Source organism: Eisenbergiella massiliensis (genome assembly GCF_003435485.1).
On sequence record NZ_QVLV01000008.1, the window covers coordinates 155,884 to 170,189 of the forward strand.

The window sequence follows — 14,306 nt, forward strand, 5'->3', positions numbered from 1 at the left end:
GCCGGAGGGCGGGCGAACGGAAGAAGACGGCGGCTGCGGCCGCGTAAATACCGTAGAGGGGCGTACATATGGCAGAAGGAAAAGTATATATTTATGGGGGAACAGGACACGGCAAGTCGCCGGCAGCCATAGGCTGTGGGTTGATAGCGGCGGCCAAGGGCGCGCAGGTAGTGATTATCCAGTTCCTGAAGGGCAAGGGCCTGACGGAGAATGATTATCAGCGCAGGCTGGAGCCGGAGATCAAGCTGTTCCGTTTCGAAAAATCCGATGAAGATTTTGTAACTCTTCCCAAGGAAAAGCAGGAGGAAGAGGCCAGGAATATCAGAAACGGCCTGAATTATGCCAAAAAGGTGCTCAATACCGGAGAATGCGATATGCTGATCCTGGATGAGGTGCTGGGCCTGATTGATAATAAAATCATTACCGTGGAGGATTTGAAAAATGTCCTTGAATCCAGGGATGGTGAGACGGATATTATCATGACCGGGATTTCCCTGGATAAGGATGTATCCGCCCTGGCAGACTATGTTTCCGAGATACGCACAATCAAGTGACGGATCGGCAGCGGCTGTATGCCTCTGCGGAAGACCGCGTTGCAGGGATGCCTGCGTTATAACAAGGAAGCGGCGGCAGCGGGGCCGGATAAAAAAATCAAAGATTGGTTCCGCGGGGACTTTCCCTGCGGCGGCCGGAGAAGCGTGCGGGGCATGCTTCTCCGTTTTTTTTGGAGAAAGGAACACACATAATCATCACATCTGCGCGTTGACAGGAACCTGTGCGCGTGCTATGATTATTTCCAGATAGAGGTTGCGTGATTCAAGAGTAGCTTTTCCGATGTGACAGGCACAGTTGAGGAAGAGGGAAAGGGGAGAACGCCGAAAGAGAAAGGCTCCTGCGGCCGGAATCTTGGGCATAGGGTGAACAACCATATGACTGTCATCTATAACAGATGGGGCGCTATCATAAAAAGGAAATTTATCTCCGGCCGCCTCTGGATTTTTACATAAGCAGGATGGCCGGAGAATTTTTGTTGCTGCCGGCTGCACAAATCTGCAGCTGTGTGTCAGTTACCGTTTCTGCCGTATCCGGCAGCATTATATTCATGGTAACTTTCATCAGGCGGGCCGGAAGGCGCCGCCACATAAGAAACGCAGTACAGTGCGTAAACAAGGAGGAGCATATGGCAATTTTTACAGGAGCAGGCGTAGCGATTATCACCCCTTTTCATGAGGACGGAAGTGTCAATTACGAGAAGTTCGCTGAGCATATCGAGGCCCAGATTGCGGGCGGCACGGATGCCATCATTGTATGCGGGACTACAGGCGAGGCTTCCACGCTGACCCATGAGGAGCATCTGGAGGTAATCCGTTTCTGTGTGGAGCAGACGGCCGGAAGAATCCCGGTTATTGCAGGAACAGGATCCAACTGTACACAGACAGCGGTCTATCTTTCCCAGGAAGCGGAAAAAGCCGGAGTTGACGGTGTTCTGGTGGTAACTCCCTATTATAACAAGGCTACCCAGAAGGGGCTTTATGAGCATTTTAAAATCGTGGCGGAGGCCATCCATGTTCCCATGATTCTTTATAATATCCCGGGAAGAACCGGCGGCGTCAATATCCTTCCGGAAACGGTGGTAAGGCTGTGCAGGGAGGTTCCCAATATTGTCGGCGTAAAGGACGCAACCGGCAATATCAGCCAGGTGGCCCAGCTGATGAGCATGACGGGGGAGGATGTGGATCTTTACTCCGGCAATGACGATCAGGTAGTGCCGCTGCTTTCCCTTGGCGGAAAAGGCGTGATTTCCGTTCTTTCCAACGTGGCGCCCAGACAGACCCATGATATGTGCGCCAGATTTTTTGCAGGAGACGTGGCGGGCAGCCGGGAAATCCAGCTGAAGGCAATTCCGCTCTGCAAGGCATTATTCTGCGAGGTGAACCCGATCCCTGTTAAGAAGGCCATGAACCTGATGGGACTGGAGGCAGGTCCCTTAAGAAGGCCGCTGACGGAAATGGAAGAGGAAAATGCGGTGAAGCTGGAGAAGGCCATGAAGGATTTCGGCATCCTGTAATCCGTATTTCGTTTGGAAGAAAGGCGCGCGCCCCGGCGCGGATGGTAATGATATGGTAAAAATACTGATGCACGGCTGCAACGGCCACATGGGACAGGTGATTACCCGTCTGGTGGAAGCGGAAGCCGATATGGAAATAATAGCGGGAGTGGACGTATCCGACCACATTTCCAACGCTTATCCGGTTTATAAAAGCCTGGAGGATTACAGGCAGGCCTGCGGGCAGGACGGTTCCCTGCTGGCGGATGTGGCCATTGATTTTTCTTCGGCAGCCGCTGTGGATAAGCTGCTGGATTACTGTGAAGCACAGCTGATGCCCAGTGTGCTGTGCACTACGGGACTTTCCCCGGAGCAGCTGGAGCGGGTGAAGGCCCTTTCCCGTAAGACGGCGGTTTTGAAATCTGCCAATATGTCTCTGGGAATCAACCTGCTGCTGAAGCTTTTGAAGGAAGCGGCTGGCGTGCTGGCCCCGGCTGGCTTTGACATCGAAATTGTGGAAAAGCACCACAACCAGAAGGTGGATGCCCCCAGCGGCACCGCGCTGGCGCTGGCGGATTCCATCAATGAAGAATTTAATAATGAATACACCTATGTTTATGACAGAAGCACCAGAAGGCAGAAAAGAGACAAAAAAGAAATTGGACTTTCTGCGGTGCGCGGTGGTACAATAGTAGGAGATCATGACGTGATTTTCGCAGGGGAGGATGAGGTCATCACCTTTTCCCATACGGCATACTCCAAGAATGTATTTGCCAAGGGCGCCGTACAGGCGGCCAAATTCCTGAAGGGCAAGCCTGCGGGACTGTATGATATGAGTGATGTAATCGAAGGCGTGTAATGCGGACTTTGACTCCCGCGGCAGTCGCCAAATAGCCATGCAGGCATGGCTGCTTGGCTCGTTGCCCGCGGAAATAAAGGGAATCTGAGGATTCCCTTTTTTGTTAAGTCCAGAAGCGCCTGAGATCGGAAAGGGGTAAACAGCAAGTATGCAGGATTTGGAATTAACTTACCTGAAAAGTCTGTCCAAGCAGTTTCCCACCATTGCGGATGCTGCCACGGAAATAATTAACCTGCAGGCCATATTGAGCCTGCCGAAGGGAACGGAGCATTTTCTGACGGATATCCACGGGGAATATGAGCAGTTCAACCATGTGCTCAAGAACGGCTCCGGAAGCGTAAAGCGTAAAATCGACGAAGAATTCGGGAACACCTTAAGCAGCAGGGATAAGCGCAGCCTGGCGACACTGATTTATTATCCAAAGGAGAAGCTGGAGCTGATCATGCAGGAGGAGGACAGCCAGGAAAACCTGGAGGACTGGTTTAAAATCACCCTTCACAGGCTGGTGCAGATGACCAAGCGCGTAGCCTCCAAATATACCCGTTCCAAGGTTAGGAAAGCCCTTCCCAAGGATTTTTCCTATGTTATTGAGGAACTGATCACGGAAAAGGAAGAGGTGCAGGATAAGGAAGCGTATTATAACGAAATCATCCATACGATTATCCGCATCGGCAGGGCGCCGGAATTCATTATTGCCCTGTGTAATCTCGTACAGCGGCTTGTGATAGACCATCTGCATATTGTGGGGGATATTTTTGACAGGGGCAAGGGGCCTCACATTATTATGGATACCTTAAGCCAGTACCATTCGGTGGATATCCAGTGGGGTAACCATGACGTGGTATGGATGGGCGCGGCCAGCGGCCAGACCAGCTGCATCGCCAATATTATCCGGGTTTCCGCCCGGTATGGCAACCTGGATATCCTGGAGGAGGGCTATGGAATCAACCTGATCCCTCTTGCCACCTTTGCCATGAATACCTATGCGGACTCAGACTGCAGCGTTTTTTCCATCAAATACGGTGAAGATTACGACATGAAGGATATGGAGCTGGATATGAAGATGCACAAAGCCATTGCCATCATCCAGTTCAAGCTGGAGGGCCAGCTGATTCAGAAACGGCCGGAATTCGACATGGCCGACAGACTCCTTCTGGACAAAATAAATTATGAAAAAAATACGGTAACCATTAACGGTACGGAATATGCCATGAAGGACATGGATTTCCCCACCATTGACCCGGCCGACCCTTACCGGCTGACGGAGGAAGAAGAGCAGGTGGTGGAGAGGCTGCGCCATGCGTTTGTGCACTGCGAGAAGCTGCAGCGGCATGTACGTTTCCTTTTTTCCAAGGGAAGCCTGTACAAGGTATACAATTCCAACCTTCTTTACCACGGCTGCGTGCCCATGGATGAAGAGGGAAATTTCCTGAAGGTGAACGTCTACGGGAAGGAATACAGCGGAAAGGAGCTGTATGATATTCTGGATCACTATGCCAGAAAGGGCTATTACTCCCAGGATAAGGAGGAACGGGAAAAAGGGAAGGATATTATCTGGTATATCTGGACCGGCCCCAATTCCCCGGTCTTCGGAAAAGATAAAATGGCCACCTTCGAACGCTATTTCGTTGAGGATAAGAGCACCCATGTGGAGATAAAGAACAGCTATTACCGCCTGATGGACAACGAGGAGGTGCTTAACCGGATTCTGCGGGAATTCGGCCTGGACGAAAAATGCCACATCATCAACGGCCATGTCCCTGTAGAGCTGAAAAAGGGGGAAACGCCCATTAAATGCGGCGGAAAGCTTCTGATTATCGACGGCGGCTTTTCCAAGGCCTATCAGGGGAAAACAGGAATCGCAGGCTATACGCTGGTGGCAAATTCCCACGGCATGACGCTGGTGGCCCATGAACCTTTTGAATCGGCGGAGGCGGCCATTCGGAAGGAATCGGATATTTTTTCCGACTCCATTATTGTGGAAACGGCGCCCAGGCGGATCCGGGTTGCGGATACGGACATCGGCGCGGAGCTCAAGGAAAGCATCTGTTATCTGGAGGAGCTGCTTGCGGCCTACAGGGACGGTACGCTTATAGAAAAAGGCGTGTGATAAAAATAAAACTGTGCGGTATTTTCACAGTTACAGATATTTCATGTTACAGACGGCCTGATATGTACAGGGCAGGCGGGGCCTGCCCTGTTTGTGGTTAAAGGTTTGCGGTCAAAGACAGGAGGAAGCGGCAGGATTATTTATTGTTGGTAATATCCTTGACGCCGTTTGCCACTCCGTCAGCTGCATCCTTTACTGCATTTCCGGCATCATCGACAACATTGCCCACGGCATCGCCTGCGTCATCAATGGCATTTCCGGCGCCGTCAACGATATTGGAACCTTCGTTTGCAGTGCTGTTGCCGCCGGTGGTGCCGTTGTTGGTGCCGTTTATACCGGTAGTATCATTCAGGCCCGCGGTTTCGGTAGTGCCTTCCATGGTGCCTGTTTCATTCATACCTGTCGTATTTGTTTCATTTGCCGTTTCGTTGCCAGCAGTGCCGTTTCCAGCAGCGCCGTTTCCTGTGGTGTTGTTCATACCTGCTGTTTCTTCCGTAGCAGAAGCAGACTCTGTTGTATTTCCTGCCATGTCATCCGCGTTGTTTTTCTTACTGCCGCAGGCTGTAACACTGGCAAGCATCAGCAGAATCAGAGCTGCAGGTATTATTCTGTTCAGCTTTTTCATTTTGCTCACTCCTTTTTTCTTTGTGATTGGGTGTGTCTGTAAAACAGAAGCGCACTTTCGAACAAAATATCTGTCCGTTTTTTATTATGTTCGGAAAAATTCTTTTTATTCGGAAAAGGGAATTGTCAAATGGGATAAATTCGTGTAAAATATACCTAATTTTGTAAAAAAAAGTGTAACTGTTCAGTACCCCTCACAGTTACTGCTAAAATCCATCCTAAATCGCCTTTGGCGATGGATTTTAGCACTCCTGAATCATTTTCTTACGGTCAGCGAAGTAAATACGCTGACCTGCTGAACAGTTACAAAAAAGTTTACTAATTCAGAGGCAGGGAGATAAAAAAATGGAATTCAGACCATGTATAGATGTGCACAACGGAAAAGTGAAGCAGCTGGTTGGCGGGAGTGTGGCGGATATCAGTGACAGCGCGCAGGAAAATTTCGTGTCTGAGAAGGATGCGGCCTGGTATGCCAGGCTTTTTGAGGAAAAAAACCTGAAAAACGGGCATGTAATTCTTCTCAACAAGAAGGGAAGCCCCTATTATGAAAGCTCCAGGGAACAGGTCCTTTCAGCGCTCCGGGCATTCCCGGGAGGGCTGCAGGCCGGTGGCGGCATAACTGCGGAGAACGCCCATGAGTATCTGGACGCGGGCGCTTCCCATGTCATTGTCACTTCTTATGTATTCCGTGACGGGACGATTTCCTATGAGAATCTGAACCGCCTGCTGGAGAACGTGGGAAAGAAGAAACTGGTCCTGGATTTAAGCTGTCGGAAAAAGGACGGTTCCTATTATATCGTTACCGACCGGTGGCAGAAATATACGAAGGTGATCCTGAATGAGGATGTGCTTGACATGTTTGCCTCCTTCTGTGATGAATTCCTGATTCATGCGGTGGATGTGGAGGGCAAGGTATGCGGCATTGAAAAGGATCTGGTGGCGCTTCTGGGAAGATGGAACAGGATACCCATTACCTATGCCGGCGGAATCCGCTCCCTGGAGGATATCCGCAGCATTAAGGAGCTGGGCCGGAATAAGATACACATTACGGTGGGAAGCGCACTGAACCTTTACGGCGGCAGCCTGGATTTTGACAGGGTACAGGCATATGCGGAAGAGGAGCTGTGAGATACTCCGGCGGCTGTTAACTGTTTCTGGCACGTAAATGTGGCGGGCTGGCCGGAAGTGAAAAAATATGATGTTTCGTACAGAGATATAAAAGGAGCGTTCCGATTCGGCAGATGCCGGTTTCAGAACGCTCCTTTTTAAATTCAATGGTCGTTTCGGTACATGGGGAAGCGGAGCCATTGGTGGAATCCATTACAACTGTACAGCTTATTCTACAAATATATATTTGATCAAAAAAGGCACATTGTGATGGTTCGTGATAAGACAGGTCAACAGGATGCCTGATCTTATAATTTGGTTACGTTAACAGCCTGGGGTCCTTTTTCACCTTCGACAACATCGTATTCCACAGCTGCTCCCTCGTCCAGAGACTTAAAGCCGTCCATGTTCAGTCCGGAGTAGTGTACGAAAACATCATGTCCTGCTTCATCAGAGATGAAACCGTAACCCTTTTGGTTGTTAAACCACTTTACTGTACCTTTGTTCATTCTAGGATACCTCCGCAAAAAAATAAGAATTAGTATGTTGCCTTGCAACATAGTCAGAATATCACAAGAATATTCGAATGTAAAGTGCTTTTTTACGTTATACCACTTATTTTCTGAAAATATTTACCAGCAATTTTCCCGGCTTACGCTTCCTTATTCAGCCTTGAAAATACCAGTTCGTAGCCATCGTTTCCATAGTTCAGGGAACGGTTCACGCGGCTGATGGTGGCTGTGGATGCGCCGGTTTTCTCTGCGATATCCAGATAGGTTTTGTGATCACGCAGCATGGCGGCAACCTCAAAACGCTGGGAAAGGGAAAGGAGTTCATTTACGGTGCACAGATCTTCAAAAAAGCTGTAGCATTCCTCCTTATTCTCCAGTCTCAGAACAGCTTCGAACAGATGGTCCACTGCGTCTGTTTTTATTTTCTTGTTCATTTCTTTACCTCCGTACGATTCCTGTGTCTATCCAGGGAAGACAAAATATAGTTTACTTCTGTCCCTCATATACTGCGATTTTAACATACTAAAGTTTTAAAGTAAAGAAAAATGTCTGCGCCAGGAAGATTATGCTTGTCATGTAGTTTTCGATACTATATAATAAAGAACAGATATATATTATCATATATCCGGTTCCATATTTACAGTTTGGGAATTCCGGGCCGCGGTGTCCGTGCATGAAAGGGCGGAAGACAGGAGCAGAGAATGACGATTTCGACAGAAGATTTACTGAACAGCATTTTGAAAAGCCTTGACAGAATTGATTATGTAAAGCCGGAGGATATTCCCAATATTGATTTATATATGGATCAGGTAACCACGCTGATGGACAGCAAGCTGAAAAACAGCACCAGGAATCCGGACGGCGACAAGATCCTTACGAAGACGATGATCAATAACTATGCAAAGAACAATCTGCTTCCGCCCCCTGTGAAGAAGAAATATTCCAAGGAGCATGTTCTGATCCTGATTTTTATTTACTATTATAAAGGTGTGATGTCCATAAATGATATCCAGACCATTCTCCAGCCGATTACGGAACGGTATTTTAAGGGACAGTCCGATCTTACGCTGGAGGATATTTACAATGAGGTGTTCAGTCTGGAAAGGGAAGAGGTCGAGGTATTGAAGAAGGATCTGGTGGAGAAATTCACCAAAGCCGGCCAGACCTTCAAGGAGACGGAGGAAGAAGAGCGGAAGTTCCTGCAGCTGTTCTCTTTTGTCTGCATGCTCAGTTTTGATGTATATGTGAAAAAGCTGCTGATTGAAAAGCTTCTTGACGCATACAGCGCCGAACTGGCTCCTAAAGGGAAAAAAGGACAGCCTAAAAATGCCAGGGAAACTGCGGAAAATGGGCCTTCAGGTAATAATGCCTGAAAATTTACAGGATTTTTGTCAAACATTCTCTTGCCAATTTCGAAAAATGTGGTAAAATAATACCCATGGAGACATAGCTCAGCCGGGAGAGCGTTCGCCTCACACGCGAAAGGTCACGAGTTCGAGCCTCGTTGCCTCCATTTTTTTCGGAAAATTAATTTGGGCTCGTAGCTTAGCTGGGAAAGCGCTGTGTTCGCAACGCAGAGACCGAGGGTTCGAATCCCTTCGGGTCCACTCAAAAAGTTTAAATCCGAACTCTCTTACGGGGGTTCGGATTTTTTTATCGTTATACGGCGCTTACATACCCATGCTTTCATAGTGCAAAATCCCTCTGTAGAAAACAAATCTGGCGCCGAGAAGGCTGAAAAGACTTATCAGGACCAGTGCCGCGCACAGGGACAGCATATGCTGCCCGGTAAGGATCATTACCGGGACCATGCCGATAAAAGCGTAGGGCACAACAAAGAGCAGGATAAATTGCAGGATTTTGGGATAGATCATGATCGGATACCGGGCATAGGAGCCGATTTCGGTTATCATATAAGGAATGCTGGTCCTGCCGCCCGCATCGTACCAGAAGACCAGGCTGTTTGTAAGCAGGTAGCTGGACATACAGATTATGGTGCCGCAGAGGACAAAGAAAAGGCACATCAGCATGGACGCAGGACGGAAAATCCCCAGCCGGATCAGGCTGTAATTCAGGCTGATGAATCCGAACAGGACCACGCCGATCCCATGAAGCCCCATGCCGCCGCACAGCACCTGGTAAAAAGGCGAAACAGGGCGGGACAGGATGGTGTCGAAATTTCCGTTGAAAACCATGGAAGGCAACTGCCAGATCCCTTCAAACAGAACGCTGCACAGCCCTTCAGACAGGTAAAGAAAGGACATGATCAGATAGATCTCTTCCTGCTTCCAGCCGGCAATCGTTTTGATATTGCTGCAGATAATAAATGGAACCAGCATCCCGAAGAACCTTGTCACAACGCCGGAAAGCAGCATGAGCCAGAAGTTCAGCGGATATTCCATTTCTGTTTTTATGTACTGTTCCTTCATTTTCAAAAATATCTGTATCATTTCAGCCTCCTGCAATTATCAGGTTTTTGCGGATGTTTTTGTAGAACAATCCATGCAGCGCCAGAAAAATGCCGATCCAGAAGAATTGGACGGCGTATACCTGGAACAAGGGAACGTTCAGCTCCTGGCCCAGCAAGATGCTGATCGGGATCTGTATCATGTAGGGGAAGGGAGTCATATAGGCCATGCTTTTCAGCCAGCCCGGGAACATGACGATAGGGATCAGGGCGCCGGAAAAAAATTCAAATATGGCGTTGCGGGTCCAGCTGATGCCCAGATATCCTGTGGTATAAAAGCACAGCAGGCTGCACAGCTCGATGAGGAGGATGCGCAGCAGGAGGGCGCCCGCCATGCAGGGCAGGAATAAAACGATATTCTGCAAAGAGGGCACGAGCAGAAAACGGCCGAATAAAAGGAATCCCGCGGATGCTATGATCAGATTGAGCGCAAGCTGGGGCAGCAGGGTACCGGTCATTTCCGCAACGGACTGAGAGAGAAAGGAAACCGGACGGATGCATCTTTTCACAACGGTTCCATTTTTTATTTCCTTGGATAGCGCGTTCTCAGAGGACCAGCCCATGATATGGTTCAGGGTAAAGGCAATGAGCAGGTAGGAGTACATCTGGGCGGCGTCCATACCGCTGATGATGTGATCCGGCTGCTGCTGGTACAGGGCATGCCACAGAAGATACTGCCCTGCAAGCAGGACCATGGGAGACAGAAGATTAAGGAAGAAACTGGTCCGGTAGTACATCTGGCTCTGCAGGGACATTGCGGTCAGCTTCAGAAAGTTTCTCATAAGGCGGACGCCTCCTTTTCCCGGGAAAATATGTGGGAAACCACCGTATCGATATCCGGGGCCTGGATGGAAATATCTTCAATGTCAAAGGCCTGGGATACGGCATTCAGGACGGTTTCCGCCCCGTAGGCCTGCATGGGGTAATCGATGCGGGTGACGCGGCCTTCCCTGGAAATCCTGGCATCCGGAAGATATTTACGGATATCGGACTTCTGGACGCCGGTAACCCTGATGGAACGCTCATGGACATACTGCTGCTTCAAGGCATCCAGAGAACCGTTGTAAAAAAGCTTTCCGCCGGAAAGGACTATTGCGTCGTCACAGATTTCATCAATATCATCCAAATCGTGACTGGTGAGGAATATGCTGACGCCCTTTTCCTGATTCATCTGCCTCAGAAAACTGCGGATGGTATGCTTGATATTAATATCCAGGCCGATAGTCGGCTCGTCCAGGTATAAAAGCCTGGGAGAATGCAGGAAAGCCATGCCGATATCGGCCTTCATACGCTGGCCCAGGGAGAGCTTTCTTGCGGGAGAGGATAAAATCGGGGCAAGCTCCAGCAGCTGCACAATCATGTCATAGTTCTTCTTGTATTCTCCGGGATCCAGCCGGTACAGGGTTTTTACGGCCTGATAGCTTTCCTCGACGGGCAGGTCTGTCCAAAGATTGGATTTCTGGCCGAAGACAACGCCGATTTTCCGAAGATATTCCTTACCGCTTTCCCGGGGATGCCCGCCGTAAACTGTTACATCGCCGGCAGTGGGGGTGAGAATGCCGATCATGATTTTAATCAGGGTGGATTTTCCGGCGCCGTTTTCCCCGATGCAGGCCAGGGCCTGTCCCTCCTTCATTTGAAAGGAGATATCGTCCAGCGCTGTTTTTTCCGTCCATCTGGCATGTGCCAGGTTCCGGAAGGCGCCTTTAATTCCGGGCTCCTTTATATTCAGACGGTATATTTTTTTAACATGATTTACTTCCGCCATAATATCGGCCATGATAGTTCCCTCCGTTATTCTTCCATGCATAATGCGGCGAATATTTTTTGCAGCGTTAATGGCTTTATGGTAAATTCCGGGTCCTCCGGCAGGCTTTCTCCGGGCCGCAGGAGCACGGCGATGCTTTTGCTTCTTCCGAAATTCCCCATGTCATAGGATTCGTATTTTGAGGCAAGGGCTTCTGTTTTTTCTTTCAGGCCGCTGATGAGGAAACTGCGTCCCAGCAGCTGTTGGGTATTTTCCATGAGGCGTATTCTGCCGCAGTCCAGCGTGGATTTCAGGTAAAAATCCAGGAAAATCACTTCTTCCGTAAGATCGGAGACTTCATCAATGAGATGGGTGGCGATCACAAAAGCGCGGCCGCTGCCGGAAAATTCATCCAAAAGCATTTGGTAAAATTTTTCCCTGCTGAGGGTATCCATGCCGGCTTCCGGTTCATCCAGAAATGTAAAATCAGCTTTGCTCGCCAGGGCGGCAATAATGGATGTCATGGACATCATGCCTTTTGACAGCTCGCCCAGTTTTTTGTCCGGGGAAAGCTGATAGCGGCCGGCCAGCGTTTCCGCCAGACTGCTGTCCCAGCCGGGGCAGATGTGTGACAGCTCCTGGAAATAGCCGGAAAGGCTCTGGGCGCCGCGTCCTTTTTCCTGTATGGTCAGAGAAAGATCCTCCGGAAAAAAGACGCGCCCGAGAGTCAGCTCCAATTCCCGGCCGTTGTCATCATATAGATGGACGGTTCCGGCGTCCGGGAGGAGCTGTTTGGATAAAATGGAGAACAGGGTGGTTTTGCCTACGCCGATTCTTCCTGTGAGGCCGTAGATTTTGCCCTTTTCCAGGGTGAGTTGAAGCTGATCCAGTACTTTTTTTCCGTTACATAGTTTGGTGATGTTTTCTGCTTGCAGTTTCATGAAGAATTAGACTCCTTTTTTATGGTTAGGGCCGCGTCCGGCGGCAGGATATTCAAATTGGGGCCGCCTCTCCGGAAGGAGAAAGGTAAGCCGCGAAAGGCAGCTGCGTAGGGGGAGAGGAGGAAAATTACGCAAAGTCTCCGCCGGTTTCAATTGTGCGTATCACTTCTTCTTTGGAAAGGCCGATGCTGGCGGCTTCCTGAAGCAGCTTCGGGATATACTGCTCTTTGAATAATTTTCTGCGCTTTTCAAGAATCTGCTCCCTGGCGCCGGGGGAAACGAACATCCCGATGCCCCTTTTTTTGTAAAGGATTCCTTCCGCAACTAAAAGGCTGATTCCCTTGGCAGCGGTTGCCGGGTTGATGGTATACTGCTTTGTCAGCTCATTGGTGCTGGGGACTTTTTCATCTTCCAGCAGAATTCCGCGCAGGATGTCCGTCTCTATGATTTCGCTGATTTGGAGATAGATGGATTTGTCGGAGTTAAGGAATGTATTCATCAATATGGCTCCTTGTGATGTGGTTAACTACTTATGTAGATAACCATATCACAAGGAGAGGGGGACTGTCAATGATGGGGGAGGAAGTTTTTATGGCAAATCGGAAAAATTATTTATCATGGAGTCCAGAAAATCGGCTGTTATTTTCCAAACTGGAATTTAGTGCAGCTCCGAATTGCGCCGACCCGGTAATTATGGTAAAATAAAAACAAAATTTGGGGAAAGAAGGTATTAGGTTATGGACAGAGAAGTATTGGATTTTGTAGTGAAAAAAACACATGAATTAATGGACGCTGCATCCTGCAGCAGCGAGGCGAAGGCGGCGGCCCAGGTTTGGCTGGATGCGGTCGGGACTGACAGGGAGGCGGCGGAGACGGCGAAGTATATTGCTGAGCTGGAAGCGGATATCGTGACGGTTGACGGATTAATCAGTTTTGCGCAGTCCGAAGCAGGAGCCAGTGTTTTCGGGGCTGACAATGCAAAAAATATTGCGGCCCATGCCAGGGAAATTAAGGCGGCCGGGGCTAAATATTGTGACTGTCCGGCCTGTGCGGCCGTGGAGGCGATTCTTGAAAAGAAAGAGCTGATGCAGTAGACAGATGTGAAAAACCACAACAGTCTGTGATTTGAAAAAAGAAATGTATTTTTGCAGGGCATCAATCAGAAATGAGGGGTGCCCATTCTGATGCATGTGAGGAAAGAGGAGCGTATGATTAACAGAGAAGACATGCTGGAGCTTACGAGGCGGATGACGCTTTCGCGGACTTCCATAACGAGGATTGCAGGGTGTTATGTGGACAGGGACGGGGAATTTGAGGGAAGTTTTAATACGAATTTTTTGAAATTATCTTCACCGGAAAGAGCGAAAAAGCTGGAACTGGCCAAAACCATTCCCTTTTCGGCAACCAATGTAAATCTGAAGGATTATGAATTCCCGGATAGCGTGCAGAAACCGGGGAGTATGTGGCAGATGCTTATGGCAATGAAGGCGTGCGGGTTGAAGAATGACGCTCTGATGGATACTTTTTATGATATGGTTATGGAACATTATCATGCGGCTTCGGAGTATGCAATCCTTGTTTTCCATGACTGCTATGATATCCCGGCAAAGGCTTCCGACAAGGAGCGGCTTTGGGAATCGGAAGAGGTATTTGAATATCTGATATGCGCGATTTGCCCGCTGGTGGGGGAATATGAACCGGGAAAGCCGGAGTGCGGTTTTTTATTCCCTGCTTATATTGACAGGTGCGGGGATTCGGGGCGGATTCATGTATTTCAGGAGGATGCGCGGCGGCCCCACGGGGAGATACTGGATATTTTGGGAATTGGGGACGGGCGAAGCCATACATCTTTGCATGAAAAATCCGGAAGAGGACTGCATGGATGAATATGG

Annotated in this window: 16 protein-coding genes, 2 tRNA genes and 1 riboswitch; of the genes, 10 read left to right on the plus strand and 8 right to left on the minus strand. The window is 49.2% G+C overall.

What is annotated here, in order from left to right; all coding sequences use genetic code 11:
* Positions 1-68: 68 nt before the first annotated feature.
* The 4 genes from DXC51_RS13545 to DXC51_RS13560 all read left to right on the plus strand — a co-directional run bounded on the left by DXC51_RS13545 (position 69) and on the right by DXC51_RS13560 (position 5,016).
* On the plus strand, positions 69-554 hold the full coding sequence (locus tag DXC51_RS13545) for a cob(I)yrinic acid a,c-diamide adenosyltransferase (RefSeq protein ID WP_021635002.1): 486 nt from the start codon (positions 69-71) through the stop codon (positions 552-554).
* Positions 555-793: 239 nt separating this feature from the next.
* A riboswitch (Lysine riboswitch) is annotated at positions 794-968 on the plus strand.
* Between the two features lie 212 nt (positions 969-1,180).
* Complete coding sequence (gene dapA, locus DXC51_RS13550; protein WP_025491653.1) at positions 1,181-2,068, plus strand: 4-hydroxy-tetrahydrodipicolinate synthase; 888 nt, start codon at positions 1,181-1,183, stop codon at positions 2,066-2,068.
* A 52-nt stretch (positions 2,069-2,120) separates the two neighbouring features.
* Positions 2,121-2,906 (plus strand): 4-hydroxy-tetrahydrodipicolinate reductase, encoded by a 786-nt coding sequence (dapB, locus tag DXC51_RS13555; protein WP_021634999.1) that lies wholly within the window; start codon positions 2,121-2,123, stop codon positions 2,904-2,906.
* Between the two features lie 148 nt (positions 2,907-3,054).
* Positions 3,055-5,016 (plus strand): fructose-bisphosphatase class III, encoded by a 1,962-nt coding sequence (locus DXC51_RS13560; protein WP_021634998.1) that lies wholly within the window; start codon positions 3,055-3,057, stop codon positions 5,014-5,016.
* A 136-nt stretch (positions 5,017-5,152) separates the two neighbouring features.
* Here DXC51_RS13560 and DXC51_RS13565 read toward each other — a convergent pair whose 3' ends face one another.
* Positions 5,153-5,641, minus strand: a complete 489-nt coding sequence (locus DXC51_RS13565) for a hypothetical protein (protein WP_021634997.1) — start codon at positions 5,639-5,641, stop codon at positions 5,153-5,155.
* A 344-nt stretch (positions 5,642-5,985) separates the two neighbouring features.
* On the opposite strand from DXC51_RS13565, the gene hisA reads away from it, so the two are divergent.
* Positions 5,986-6,768, plus strand: coding sequence for a phosphoribosylformimino-5-aminoimidazole carboxamide ribotide isomerase (gene hisA, locus DXC51_RS13570; RefSeq protein WP_021634995.1), 783 nt, complete (start codon positions 5,986-5,988; stop codon positions 6,766-6,768).
* A 287-nt stretch (positions 6,769-7,055) separates the two neighbouring features.
* Here the strand turns inward: hisA and DXC51_RS13575 are convergent, their stop codons facing one another.
* Both DXC51_RS13575 and DXC51_RS13580 read right to left on the minus strand, forming a co-directional pair.
* Entirely contained in the window at positions 7,056-7,256 is a 201-nt protein-coding gene (locus tag DXC51_RS13575; protein WP_025491654.1) for a cold-shock protein, read from the minus strand.
* Between the two features lie 143 nt (positions 7,257-7,399).
* Positions 7,400-7,693, minus strand: coding sequence for a YerC/YecD family TrpR-related protein (locus tag DXC51_RS13580; protein WP_021634992.1), 294 nt, complete (start codon positions 7,691-7,693; stop codon positions 7,400-7,402).
* A 267-nt stretch (positions 7,694-7,960) separates the two neighbouring features.
* Here DXC51_RS13580 and DXC51_RS13585 point away from each other — a divergent pair, with 267 nt between their 5' ends.
* The 3 genes from DXC51_RS13585 (at position 7,961) to DXC51_RS13595 (ending at position 8,866) form a co-directional block, all read left to right on the plus strand.
* Positions 7,961-8,632, plus strand: a complete 672-nt coding sequence (locus DXC51_RS13585; RefSeq protein WP_021634990.1) for a DUF1836 domain-containing protein — start codon at positions 7,961-7,963, stop codon at positions 8,630-8,632.
* Positions 8,633-8,699: 67 nt separating this feature from the next.
* Positions 8,700-8,772 (plus strand) — tRNA-Val (locus DXC51_RS13590).
* A gap of 21 nt (positions 8,773-8,793) precedes the next feature.
* Positions 8,794-8,866 (plus strand) — tRNA-Ala (locus DXC51_RS13595).
* A gap of 63 nt (positions 8,867-8,929) precedes the next feature.
* Here DXC51_RS13595 and DXC51_RS13600 read toward each other — a convergent pair.
* From DXC51_RS13600 to DXC51_RS13620, 5 genes are all read right to left on the minus strand, one after another.
* Positions 8,930-9,709: an ABC transporter permease gene (locus DXC51_RS13600; RefSeq protein WP_025491655.1), complete on the minus strand. Its 780-nt coding sequence runs from the start codon at positions 9,707-9,709 to the stop codon at positions 8,930-8,932.
* A gap of 1 nt (position 9,710) precedes the next feature.
* On the minus strand, positions 9,711-10,508 hold the full coding sequence (locus tag DXC51_RS13605; RefSeq protein ID WP_021634988.1) for an ABC transporter permease: 798 nt from the start codon (positions 10,506-10,508) through the stop codon (positions 9,711-9,713).
* Entirely contained in the window at positions 10,505-11,506 is a 1,002-nt protein-coding gene (locus DXC51_RS13610; protein ID WP_049942500.1) for an ABC transporter ATP-binding protein, read from the minus strand. The genes DXC51_RS13605 and DXC51_RS13610 overlap by 4 nt, the downstream gene beginning before the upstream one ends.
* Before the next feature lie 14 nt (positions 11,507-11,520).
* Positions 11,521-12,414: an ATP-binding cassette domain-containing protein gene (locus DXC51_RS13615; protein ID WP_021634986.1), complete on the minus strand. Its 894-nt coding sequence runs from the start codon at positions 12,412-12,414 to the stop codon at positions 11,521-11,523.
* A 127-nt stretch (positions 12,415-12,541) separates the two neighbouring features.
* Positions 12,542-12,913, minus strand: a complete 372-nt coding sequence (locus DXC51_RS13620; RefSeq protein ID WP_021634985.1) for a GntR family transcriptional regulator — start codon at positions 12,911-12,913, stop codon at positions 12,542-12,544.
* Between the two features lie 238 nt (positions 12,914-13,151).
* Between DXC51_RS13620 and DXC51_RS13625 the strand changes: the two genes are divergently transcribed.
* Together DXC51_RS13625 and DXC51_RS13630 are read left to right on the plus strand one after the other, a co-directional pair.
* Positions 13,152-13,508: a hypothetical protein gene (locus DXC51_RS13625; RefSeq protein ID WP_021634983.1), complete on the plus strand. Its 357-nt coding sequence runs from the start codon at positions 13,152-13,154 to the stop codon at positions 13,506-13,508.
* A 114-nt stretch (positions 13,509-13,622) separates the two neighbouring features.
* A complete protein-coding gene (locus tag DXC51_RS13630) occupies positions 13,623-14,300 on the plus strand; it encodes a DUF4317 family protein (protein WP_025491657.1) in 678 nt (225 codons plus the stop codon).
* Positions 14,301-14,306 lie beyond the last annotated feature (6 nt).